This is a genomic window from Roseateles sp. P5_E4 (assembly GCF_054049255.1).
The window spans coordinates 339311-350251 of the sequence record NZ_JBFUMS010000007.1 but is presented as its reverse complement, the minus strand read 5'-3'; the positions used below and the strand labels follow the sequence as shown (position 1 = coordinate 350251).

The following is a 10941-nucleotide window of genomic DNA, read 5'->3' as shown; positions in this document are numbered from 1 at the left end:
GTACAAGGACTACACGGCCAAGGCCAAGCTCGGCAATGCCATCACCGCTGCGGATCCGTGGAAAGCGGCCATCGCCCTGTGCACCCAGGAGACCGGCGACGCGACCTTTGCTGCCTGTGGCCCTAGTGCCAACGGCGTTCCTGCGGACGTCACCACCAACGGTGGCAAGCTGGCCACCGAAGTGGCATCAGTCACGAGCGCCGCCGGTGTCATCACGGTGACGCTGGCCGCTGCTTCGGTGGTGGGCTCGGACCTGGGCGGCAAGGTGATCACCTTCACTCCCACGGCCAACACGACCGCCGTGACGTGGCAGGCTGCCAGTACCGGCATCACCAACACCACGCTGCTGACCGCGCTGACCAAGAACAACGCGACCTGATTGAACTGATCAGGCCGCGAAGGCGGCGAAGCAAGCAAGAGAGGGCATGGCCCTCTCTTTTTCATGGTGGCCTGCGGAAATCCCTCTGTGCGTGAAATCGCCGCCCTATCGACGCCCTCCAACGACCCGCGCGCGCAGCGCAAGGGCTGGATGGCGCTGGTTGGCCTGTTCTTGTTGAGCAGCTTGCCCGCCCTGCAGGTCCTGTCGACACCCTGGATGGCCGCAGAGGGCGGGGGGGCACCCGGCGAACTCTGGGGGCGCACGACAACCTTGTTCGTGCATCTGCTGCTCAGCTTGTTGCTGGCAGCGGCCGTGGGGCGGCTTCGCTGGTGCTTGTGGCTGCTGGCGCCATCCGCCCTGCTCGGCCCCGCCGAAGCCTTCTACTTGCATCACTTTGGCCTGCCGTCGGGCGCTCATGTCTATGGCGTGATCGCAGAAACGGACTTTGCCGAGGCGAGCGCGTGGATAGGCGCTGGGTGGCTGGCGGTTATGGCGTGCGGCCTGTGCCTGCTGGCCGCAGTCACCTGGGCGGCCCGTGAAGTGTGGCGGGCCAATCTTCACTGGCGCCATCGCTCGCGATATTGGGTTCTTGCAGGCGGTGTTCTGCTGTTGGCCGTCCAGGCCGCAGTCCTGCAGCAAGCTGCCGATTTCGACGCCCGAATGGAAAAGGACGACCCGGGCGCGGCCAGTTACGTTCGCTTCGAGCTATCCCCGCGCGGGGAAGGCGTGTTGGGATTGCTGGAAAGTCTCTATCCATGGGGCCTGCCACAACGATTCCATCGTTACCTGCAGCATCGCCATGCGATGGCTGAGCATCTGACGCAGGCCAGCAAACACGACTTTGCAGTACGCGCCGTGCCGGACGCCCATGCATCAAACCGCCAGGTGCATGTGCTGGTGATTGGCGAAACCGGCCGCCTGGATCGCTGGGGCCTCTTCGGCTCGACGCGAAACACGACGCCGCGTCTCGCTCGCCGCGAGGGCCTGCTCGCCTTCTCGGATGTCGTCGGTGCCGCATCCGCGACGCGCGAGGCGGTGCCGTTGATGTTGACGCGGCGCCCACCGGAATCCATGCTCGCCCCGACGTCGGAGCCCTCAGTGGTCACTGCGTTCAAGCAGGCGGGCTTTCGCACCTATTGGCTGAGCAGCCAAGGCAGCGCTGGATCCCACGAGACACCTGTTTCGGTGCTCGCCAACGAAGCAGACGAACGCCGCTACATCAACGGCGCCGACTACCGTGGTTCAGGCGCGTTTGACGCGGAATTACTGCCGTTGCTTGAGAAAGTGCTGTCCCGTCCCGAAAGAAAGCAGTTCATCGTTGTGCACACGTTGGGCAGCCACCTGCACTACGCGCATCGCTATCCGGCGGAATTCGCCCGGTTTCAGCCCAGCTATGGCCCTGAAGAAACGCCAGATATATGGCAGCCCGCTCAGCTGGAGAAACTGCGCAATGCCTACGACAACAGCGTGCTCTACACCGACCTTTTCCTTGATCGTGCGATCGCCGCATTGGATACCCAACGAGTTGAGGCAACGCTGCTCTACGCAGCCGACCACGGAGAAACGTTGTTCGACGGGCATTGCGGCAGGGCCGGGCATGGATTTTCCGCAGTCGCGAACTACCGCATCCCCATGGTGATGTGGGCCTCCACGTCTTGGCGCGCAGTTGCCGCGCAGCGGTGGGCACGGCTCAGCGCTCGACAGACACAGCCTTTCAGCGCAATGGCCGTATTCCCGACGCTGACCGGCTTGGCGGGCTTTGAAACGTCGGCGCCGCATGCCCACCAGGACATGGGCGCCGAACGGCGCCAGACCGCACCGCGCCGGGTCACCCACTTCGGCGACTTCGATAGGGACGTCAGTAGCCGGGGCTGCGACGTCGGTTCTTCTAGGCTGTGATCGACCGCATGCACAAGGCTTGTTCCTACCGATAACCGGCATGGTTCAGAAAACATCGCTGATGCACAAGCGCGCCCGGCATCTGTGGATGGGAGCGCTCAATGGCGCTCTGCTGTTGACGCCGCCGCTGGTGCTGGCCTTCGCGAGCGGCGCTGCACGCCTCGGCCCTTGGGCTCCCGTCTACGGCCTGCTGCTCTCCCTGCTGGTGTTGGCGTTGCCTGTCCTGGTGGTGAAGACCTGGCGAACGTTATTCCTGCTGCATCTGCCGCTGCTGGCCTTGTCGCCATTGTTCGTTTGGTATGTGTTGAACTTCTCGGCGCCGCCTGACGAGAACGCATTCGCCGTGCTGCTGACGTCCTCGCCTGCGGAGGTCAGGGGCTTCGTGCAACTGTTCAGCCTGCAAGTACCGCTGTCGCTCAGCGTCGCGGTGCTCGCGGTGTATGCCGTGCAGGCGGTCTGCCTCGGATCCAATCCCATTCCGGTGTCGTTGCGCAACACCGTGCGATGGCTGTCGATCCCACTGCTCGTGCTGCTGCTCTGGATGCCGTCCAAGGGCCCGCGCGGCATTGGGGTCGACGTCGGCGAGAACGTGCACAGCTATCTCACGTCGAGCTATCCCCTCGGCGGCCTCATCAGCATCGTTGGCGGATTGGAGGGCAATGCGCACGCTTTGGGGCTGTTTGAGAAGCCTGAGCCCTATGGGGCCAGGGCCATCGCAAACGCCGTATCCGCCACGCCGCGCACGCACATCCTGGTCATCGGTGAATCGGCGCGGGCGGACCGGTTTCACATCTTTGGCTACGCACGCCAGACCACGCCGGAACTGGAGCGTCTGGACGGTTTACTGGCGTTCAAGCGCACCTATTCAACCGGCAACCTCACCTTGCTCGCGGTGCCGATGATGATGACGGGCATCGCGCCGGCGGCCTATTCACCTCAGGCCATCCGCGGCACGTTGATCGACCTCGCCAACGAGGCGGGCTACTTCACCGCCTGGCTGTCGAATCAGAACATCGCGCTCTACAAGATCTTCCGGCCGCGGCCGCAAGTCTGGCGGCAACCCGCGGACATGGGCAACTGGAGCGACAACCACGCAACGCCGGACGACGTGCTGCTCGCGCCGCTGGACGACGCGCTGCGCGACGAGCATCCACACAAGTTCATCGTGATGCACACCTACGGCAGTCATTGGGACTACACGCTGCGCCTGCCGGACGATGGTTTTCATTTCTCCGGGCCCGACCGCGCGACGGTGCGAGCTGCCATCCAGGCCGAGACGTCCGGCGGGACGGCGGCGGATGCCTACGACGACACCATTCTGCACACCGACTTCGTCCTGAGCCAGATCATCCAGCGCGCCTCGCGGCTGCCCGGTGAGGTGACGGTGACTTACATCCCCGACCACGGCGAGGCACTGATGGCCATGGAGGGCCGCGCCACCCATGGCTTCAGGGATTTCAACGTCAGCGAGCTTCACATCCCGCTGCTCGTCTGGGCCAATCCCGCATTCCGGACGGCGCACACCGCGCAGTGGCAGACCCTCAGCGCGCGTACGGAGCAGGTTGTCAGCCAGGACGCCGTGTTCTACACCACTGCTTCCATCCTGGGCATTGGGTTCCCCGCGCAGGACCCGCGCCGCGACCTCACCTCACCAGCCTTTCGCCCGATTCCGGTCCGGCAGTTGCAATTTCGCATAGCGGGTTCGGCCGAGCTCCGCCGTTTGCAGGATGCTGTCGATTGGCCCAAGGCCTGCAAGCCGCTCAACGCCTGCGACTGAGCGCCTGCGCCGCCGAACACCAAGCCTTAGACGTGCCCGTGCCATCATCCGCGCCCATGTCATCCGCGACACCTCACCACACCTCTCCCGCCGCCACCTTCGGCCTCGTCCTCGCCGCCGCTCTGCCGCCCCTGCTCGCCTTCAACCAGACGCCGGCCGCCACCCTCTACAACCAGTTGCTCGCCCTCGCTGGCTGGGGCCTGGCGCTGCTGTTGTGGGCCCGGTCCACGCCTGGCTGGCGTGCCGGCCTGAAGAGCCCCGCCGCCATGGCGCTGGCGCTGCTGCTGGCCGCGCCCATGAGCTCCGTCGTGTGGCGCGCACTGCCGCCGTCACTGGGTCTGGGCGCCACGGCCATCATCGGTGCCGGCCTGGCCGTGCTGCTCGTGGCCCAGGGGTTGTCGACCTCAGCCCGCCTGCTCGCCGCCGAGGCCTTTTGCTGGGGCCTGCTGGTCACGGGCCTTTTGACGGTCGTCGTCTGCATCGTGCAGGTCTTCCTGCCGGCAGTCGCCGATGGCAACTTCATCGCACGCTCCGGCGTGGTGGGCAGCGCGGTGGGCAATCTGCGCCAGCCCAACCACCTGGCCAGCCTGATGATGTGGTCGTCCATCGCCGCCGTCTTCATCACCGAGAAGCGCAGCTGGCGGATGGCATTGGCGCCGCTGCTGTTTGCCTTCACCTTCACTGTCGTGTTGAGCGCCTCGCGCACCGGCTATGCCGGCATCGCGTTGCTGGCCGTGTGGGGCGTGGTGGACCGAAAGCTGTCGCGCAGCGCCCGGCTGTGCCTGTTGGCCACACCGTTGATGCTGGGTGTCAGCTGGTGGGGCATGTCGCTGTGGTCGGCCGAAAGCGGCCATGCCTTCCGCGCCGCTTCGCGGCTGTCGGAGGGTGCCGGCTCGCCGTCGCGGCTGGCCATCCTGCGCGACGCCTGGGCGCTGACAACGGCCAACCCGCTGCTGGGTGTTGGCTGGGGGGAGTTCAACTTCGCATGGAGCCTGACGCCATTCCCGGACCGCCCCATCGCCTTCTTCGACCACACGCACAACATCGCGTCGCAGCTCGCCGTCGAGCTGGGCCTGCCCTGGGCCGGCGCGGTGCTGCTGCTGCTGGCCTGGGCGCTGTGGACGGCGTGGCGCAGCCCCTCCGAGAAGGCAGAAGACACGCCGCTGCGCCGCATGGCACTGATGATCGTGCTGACCATCGCCTTGCACAGCCTGGTCGAGTACCCGCTCTGGTACGCCTATTTCCTGCTGCCGGCCTGCTTTGCACTTGGCCTCGCTCTCCCTGCCGAAGCGCCGGCCAAGCCGGCGGGCGCCACGCCCTGGCGGATGATCGGCGGCCTGCTGATCGCCGGCAGCGCCTTCGCGGTGTGGGACTACCAGCGCGTCGTCGCCATCTACATGCCCAGCGAGGATGCCATGCCGCTGGACGCTCGCATCGCCGATGGCCAACGCTCGCTGTTCTTCAGCCACCAGGCGGACTACGCGGCCGCCACCAGCCAACCCCCCGGGCCGTTCGCGCTGGAGGCTGCACGCCGCACGGCCTTCAACCTCATTGACGCACGACTGCTGATGCACTGGTCGCAGTCGCTGGAAAAGACCGGCGACGTGCAAGGCGCGCGCTTCCTTGCCGACCGCCTGCGCGAGTTTCGCAATCCGACCGGGGACAACTGGTTCGCCAACTGCGAGATCGCCGCCTCGGCACCGACCATGCCGCAATGCCAGCCGGCATCGGGCGTCATCGACTGGCGGACGCTACGCTGAAGGCACCGGAGAATCAGCGGCGCGCCAGTCGCCGCTCTTGCCGCCCTGCTTCTGCAGCACCCGCACGTTGCCGATGACCATGCCGCGGTCCGCGGCCTTGCACATGTCGTAGATGGTCAGCAGGCCGACCTGCACGGCGCACAGCGCCTCCATCTCGACGCCGGTGCGGCCCAGCGTCTCGACCTGGGCGCGGCACAGCACGCGGCCGCCGGCTTCGTCCAGATCGAAGTCCACCGCAACGCGAGTGATCGGCAGCGGGTGACACAGTGGCACAAGGTCGGCGCAGCGCTTTGCGCCCTGGATCGCCGCGATGCGTGCCACGCCCAGCACATCGCCCTTCTTGGCCGTGCCGCTGGCGATCAATGCAAAGGTCGTCGGCTGCATGCGGATCTCGCCGGCCGCAACGGCGACACGGTGGGTCTCGGCCTTGGCCGACACATCGACCATGTGCGCCTGGCCCTGGGCGTCGAAGTGAGTCAGCGGGGTCGACATACCAAGAAACATTCAGGAAACCGAGTTGCAGGCATCATAGACAGCCGGCTCCCGCCGGCCGGAGTCTCTGTTCGATGAAGAAGTCACCCGCCTCCCGCGCCCTGCTGACCCTGCTTGCGGCCGCCTGCCTCATCACCACCAGCCCGATCCGGGCCCAGGTCAACCTGCCCGCCCTGGGTGACTCGGTCTCGCAGGATCTCGATGTCGTGGCCGAGCGGCAGCTCGGCGAGCGCTACATGCGCATGATCCGCATCGACCCCGCGTGCGTGCAGGACCCCATCCTGCAGGAGTACATGGCCGGCATCTTCGAACCGCTGGTGGCCGCGTCGCGCAAACTCGGCCATATCGGCGAAGACATCCAGACCCGCTTCGCCTGGGAAAGCTTCCTCGTCGAGGACAAGAGCGTCAACGCCTTTGCGCTGCCGGGCGGCTTCGTTGGTACCCACCTGGGGCTCATCGCGATGACGGTGTCACGCGACGAGCTGGCCTCGGTGCTGGCGCACGAGATCTCGCACGTGACGCAGCGCCACATCGCGCGACGCATTGCCGGTGACTCCAAGAACAGCATGGTCGCCATCGCGGGCCTGCTGCTGGGCGTGCTGGCCGCGTCGCGCGGCAACATCGACCTGGCCAATGCCGGCATCGTCGGCGGCCAGGCGGCGGCCACGCAGTTGTCGCTGAACTTCTCGCGCGACATGGAGCGCGAGGCCGACCGCGTCGGCTTCAACGTGCTTGTCGAGGCCGGTTTCGCGGGCAGCGGCATGGTCAGCATGTTCGAGCGCATGGAGCAGGCTTATCACCTGATGGACAACGGCGCCTTCCCCTACCTGCGCTCCCATCCGCTGACGAGTGAGCGCATCGGCGACGCACGCACGCGCCTGGCCCTCGAACCGTTCGCGCGCCCGCGGGGCCTCGCCGAGCATGCGCTGATGGCAGCGCGTTCGCGTGTGCTGATGGACCCCCGCGTCGAGGCCTGGAAGGTACTGGAGAACTACGACGCCGGCGCCCGCAACATCCGCGAGAGCGGCGGCTACGAACAGCTCGGGGCGCGCTATGCCGCGGCGCTGGCGTCCATCAAGCTGCGCAACTTCGACCGCGCAGAGGCCACGCTGCGCAGTGCGGAGGTGACGTTGCAGCTCGTCAACCCCAGCCCCGCCGAGACGGTGGCCGCCAGGCGGCAACTGACCTATCTGCGTGCCGAGCTCGCGCAGGCCCGCGGCCGCCCGATGGAGGGCACCACCGCGCTGGACACGCTGTCAGGCGAGAAATCCCGCCCCATGCTGATGCAGCGCGTGGGCCTGGCGCTGGCGGCCGGCCCGGGGTCGCCAGCCCTGCGCGAGGCCGCGGATGCACTGCAGACCCATGTCAGCCTGGAGCCGCGGGACTCCCTGGCCTGGGCCCAGCTCGCACTGATCTGGCAGAAGCTGGGCCAGCCGCTGCGGGCCGTGCGGGCCCAGGCCGAGGTGCATGCCGCCGCCGGCGACTTGAACGGTGCCATCGACCGCATGCGCTCAGGCCTGCGCCAGTCACGCGGGCCGGATGCCGACCAGGTCGAAGCCTCCGTCATCGACGCCCGGCTGCGCGCCCTGGTCTATGAGCGCCAGTCGCTCCTGGGCGAGATGTACCGCGGCCGCTACATCCCGCCGGACGTCGAACTGCCGAATTGAGACCACCCCGTACGGCCTGACGGCCGCCCCCTTCAAGGGGGCACTCCCGACGGACCGGCAAAGCCGGATCCGTGGGAGTCGCTGGAGGAGCGGCAGCGCTACGCGCGCCTAGAGCACCCACCTTCAAGCGGCGCGGAGACGTTGCTCTTCTTGATAGAGGGCGAACTCCTCACGCAGCGCCCGCGCCACGGCTTCACGCTGGCCGATGCGGCGGTGATAGACCTTGACCGCGGGCCATCCGCCCAAGTCCACGCCGGCATAGGGCGCCCAGTTCAATACGACGGCGAGGTAGATGTCGGCGATGCCATAGCTGCCCTCCAGGTATTCGTGCTGCTGCAGATGCGCTTGCAGGACGCCCAGGCGCAGCGCCACCTTGTCCATCGAATAGGCCTTCACGTCGGCGCTGGCCTTGGGGTCGAGCAGCGGCACGAAGACGGCCTTGTGCAGTTCGGTGCCGATGAAGCCCAGCCATTGCCGCACACGGGCGCGCGCATCGGCTTCGGCGGGCAGCAGGCCGGCCGCCGGGTAGGCCTCGGCCAGGTATTGCAGCACCGCGGCGTTCTCGTTCAACAGCCAGCCCTCGGGGGTGCGCAGCGCCGGCACCTGACCCATCGGGTTGACCTGCCAGTAGTCGCGCCCGTCCAGCGTGCGCTTGGCCTTGCCGTCCACCTGCGTGAAGCGCGCATCGGCACCTACTTCATACAGCACGGTGCGGCTCGCCAGCGAACAGGCCATGGGGGAAAAGAACAGCTCCATCAAGATCTCCAACAGTGTTTTGTACTGTATTGAATAGAATTCACTGTCGTCAATGAATTTCATGCGCCGTGGTACAAAAATCTGAAGATGAGGCCAAGCCAACCCCGCGCCCTCGCGGGCGGCCGCGCAGCTTCGACACCGAGGCCACGCTCGCGCAGGCCACGCTGGCCTTCTGGCAGCGCGGCTATGCAGCGACGTCGCTGGACGATCTGAGCCATGCCACCGGCCTGAACCGGCCCAGCCTTTATGGCGCCTTTGGCGACAAGCACGCCCTCTATCTGCAGGCGCTGCGTCTGTATACCGAGCAATCCAATGCCGCCATCGCCGCGGCGTTGGCGGACCGTTCGCTACGCGATGGCCTGCTGCGCGTCTACGAGTTGGCGCTGCAGCTCTACTACCCGCCCGACGAGGCCGCTCGGGGTTGCCTGCTGATTGGCACGGCGGCCACCGAGGCGCCGCGGGACGAAGCCATTCGCCAGCAGCTCGGCGATTCGCTGCGCGGTTTCAACACCGCTTTCGAGGCGCGGCTGCAGCGGGCAGTCAACGAGGGCGAGCTGCCGCGCGGCACTGATGTCGCGATGCGCGCCCAGCTCGCATCGGCGGTGCTGCATTCGATGGCACTGCGCGCCCGCGCTGGCGATGCGCGCGAGGACTTGGCCGGCTTCGCGGCGGCCAGCCTGGACTTCGTCTGCCGCTGAGTTTTCAGTTTGCGGGCCGAGCGCTGGGCCGCTCCCGAGCCGGCCCGCTGTGGCGATGTGCTTGCGGCTCAATGCTGCAAGCATCGCCGTCCCCTAGGGGGCTGAGGCCGGACACATGGCGCCCGGTGGGCGGCATGTGCCTGCCGAAGAGCTGCGGCACTGCCGCGGCGCGGTCTGCAAGACCGATCAGGCCCGCCCGCGTTCAGCGGCGCGGGACTGGGCGAGGGGCTTCAGTCGCCAGGGAAGACGCGCTCGACGACGACGTCGATGACCATGCCGCACAGGCTGTAGATCAGCGAGCCGATCAGCGCGGCGGCAAAGCCCGTCACGGCCAGACCATCCAGCACCGTGGCGGCCATCCAGAACATCAGCGCGTTGATGATGAAGAGGAAGAGGCCCAGGCTGAGCACCGTCACCGGCAGCGTCAGCAGCACGAGGATGGGCCGCAGCAGCGTGTTCAGCAAGCCAAGCACGAAGGCCGCGATCAATGCGGATGTGAAAGTCTTGACGATGACGCCAGGGTAGAGGTGAGCCACCAGCAGCAGGGCGCCAGCGAGCAGCAGCCAACGAACGAGGATCTTGGTCATGGCCGCGAGCATATCGGGCCACCGCCAGAGCGGTGTCGCATGACTGCAGCATCGCGACGCCGCATCAAATAGGAATCGTTCGCATTCGTGTTAAGATTTTTTCATCGAACACGGTCCTGTCTCGCTCGTGAAGCCCGCCCTCGCCTTTGTTGCCTCCAATTCGGCCGTTCCCGCGCCGGTCGCCGTCCCATCGCGGCCGGCGGTGGTGCTGCCGTTGCGAGTGCCGGAACCGCGGCTCAGCTTTGCCGAGATGGCGCGCCCCTCGCGCAGCCGGCGCCTGTTGCTGGTAGGTATTGCCGCGCTGCATCTGCTGGGGCTGTGGGGCCTGAGCCAGGTGCAGGATGTGCACCGCACGGTGGCGCGCGTGGCGCCCGTTGTCGTGCGCCTGGTAGCGCCGGCCGAGCCGCCCAAGCCGCTGCCACCGCCCCCGGTGGCGATGCCGGAGCTGAAGGTGCCGGCGCTGACGATGGTGGATCCACCGCTGATCGCCGTCGCGGCGGCGCCCGCGCCCTCTCCCGTCGTTGCGGCTCTGCCGCCGCCGCCACCGACGGTCGTTCCGGTGCAGGCGGCGCCGACACCTGTCATTGCGATCACGCCGCCACCCGCACCGCAGATCAAGCAGATCCCCGCCAGTGCGGTGCGCTATCTGAAGGAGCCGCGCATGACGGTGCCGCTGATGTCCAAGCGGCTGCACGAGTCCGGCGTCGTGCACCTGCGCGTCATCGTCGACGTGCGCGGCCAGCCGCGTGAGATCACCCTGGCGAAGTCCTCGGGCTTCGCCCGCCTGGACGAGCAGGCGCTGCAGGACATGCGCAGTGCCCGCTTCGCGCCGTACACCGAGAACGGGCAGCCCGTCGAGTGGGAGGTCATCGCGCCGATGTCCTACGAAGTCGACCGCTGACCCCGCCTCCTTTCCCTGAGTAGCC

At 67.1% G+C, this 10941-nt stretch carries 10 protein-coding genes; 7 read left to right on the top strand and 3 right to left on the bottom strand.

Features of this window, described 5'->3' with window-relative positions:
• The 4 genes from ACXJLH_RS16210 to ACXJLH_RS16195 form a co-directional block, all read left to right on the top strand.
• The coding region (locus ACXJLH_RS16210; protein WP_457445231.1) for a pilin at positions 1-379 on the top strand (379 nt) is incomplete at its 5' end.
• A gap of 87 nt (positions 380-466) precedes the next feature.
• The gene (locus ACXJLH_RS16205) at positions 467-2278 is read left to right on the top strand and encodes a phosphoethanolamine transferase (RefSeq protein WP_457445229.1); all 1812 of its coding nucleotides are present in this window, start codon (positions 467-469) and stop codon (positions 2276-2278) included.
• A gap of 541 nt (positions 2279-2819) precedes the next feature.
• A complete protein-coding gene (locus ACXJLH_RS16200) occupies positions 2820-4055 on the top strand; it encodes a phosphoethanolamine transferase (RefSeq protein WP_457445237.1) in 1236 nt (411 codons plus the stop codon).
• A gap of 56 nt (positions 4056-4111) precedes the next feature.
• A complete protein-coding gene (locus ACXJLH_RS16195; RefSeq protein WP_457445227.1) occupies positions 4112-5815 on the top strand; it encodes a Wzy polymerase domain-containing protein in 1704 nt (567 codons plus the stop codon).
• Here ACXJLH_RS16195 and moaC read toward each other — a convergent pair.
• On the bottom strand, positions 5807-6307 hold the full coding sequence (moaC, locus tag ACXJLH_RS16190) for a cyclic pyranopterin monophosphate synthase MoaC (RefSeq protein ID WP_457445225.1): 501 nt from the start codon (positions 6305-6307) through the stop codon (positions 5807-5809). The two genes, ACXJLH_RS16195 and moaC, sit on opposite strands and share 9 nt — an antisense overlap.
• A gap of 74 nt (positions 6308-6381) precedes the next feature.
• Here moaC and ACXJLH_RS16185 point away from each other — a divergent pair, with 74 nt between their 5' ends.
• The gene (locus ACXJLH_RS16185) at positions 6382-7974 is read left to right on the top strand and encodes a M48 family metalloprotease (protein WP_457445223.1); all 1593 of its coding nucleotides are present in this window, start codon (positions 6382-6384) and stop codon (positions 7972-7974) included.
• Between the two features lie 123 nt (positions 7975-8097).
• Here the strand turns inward: ACXJLH_RS16185 and ACXJLH_RS16180 are convergent, their stop codons facing one another.
• A complete protein-coding gene (locus ACXJLH_RS16180; protein WP_457445221.1) occupies positions 8098-8730 on the bottom strand; it encodes a glutathione binding-like protein in 633 nt (210 codons plus the stop codon).
• Positions 8731-8798: 68 nt separating this feature from the next.
• Here ACXJLH_RS16180 and ACXJLH_RS16175 point away from each other — a divergent pair, with 68 nt between their 5' ends.
• On the top strand, positions 8799-9428 hold the full coding sequence (locus ACXJLH_RS16175; RefSeq protein ID WP_457445220.1) for a TetR/AcrR family transcriptional regulator: 630 nt from the start codon (positions 8799-8801) through the stop codon (positions 9426-9428).
• 230 nt (positions 9429-9658) lie between these two features.
• Here ACXJLH_RS16175 and ACXJLH_RS16170 read toward each other — a convergent pair whose 3' ends face one another.
• The gene (locus ACXJLH_RS16170; protein WP_457445218.1) at positions 9659-10015 is read right to left on the bottom strand and encodes a phage holin family protein; all 357 of its coding nucleotides are present in this window, start codon (positions 10013-10015) and stop codon (positions 9659-9661) included.
• Between the two features lie 127 nt (positions 10016-10142).
• Here ACXJLH_RS16170 and ACXJLH_RS16165 point away from each other — a divergent pair, with 127 nt between their 5' ends.
• The gene (locus ACXJLH_RS16165) at positions 10143-10916 is read left to right on the top strand and encodes an energy transducer TonB (RefSeq protein WP_457445216.1); all 774 of its coding nucleotides are present in this window, start codon (positions 10143-10145) and stop codon (positions 10914-10916) included.
• The last annotated feature ends 25 nt before the right edge of the window (positions 10917-10941 follow it).

Excerpts from the sequence above, each read along its gene's own strand:
- ACXJLH_RS16185 (WP_457445223.1), top strand. The coding sequence starts at position 6,382 with ATGAAGAAGTCACCCGCCTCCCGCGCCCTGCTGACCCTGCTTGCGGCC.
- ACXJLH_RS16200 (WP_457445237.1), top strand. The coding sequence starts at position 2,820 with ATGCCGTCCAAGGGCCCGCGCGGCATTGGGGTCGACGTCGGCGAGAAC.
- moaC (WP_457445225.1), bottom strand. The coding sequence starts at position 6,307 with ATGTCGACCCCGCTGACTCACTTCGACGCCCAGGGCCAGGCGCACATG.
- ACXJLH_RS16170 (WP_457445218.1), bottom strand. The coding sequence starts at position 10,015 with ATGACCAAGATCCTCGTTCGTTGGCTGCTGCTCGCTGGCGCCCTGCTG.
- ACXJLH_RS16180 (WP_457445221.1), bottom strand. The coding sequence starts at position 8,730 with ATGGAGCTGTTCTTTTCCCCCATGGCCTGTTCGCTGGCGAGCCGCACC.
- ACXJLH_RS16195 (WP_457445227.1), top strand. The coding sequence starts at position 4,112 with ATGTCATCCGCGACACCTCACCACACCTCTCCCGCCGCCACCTTCGGC.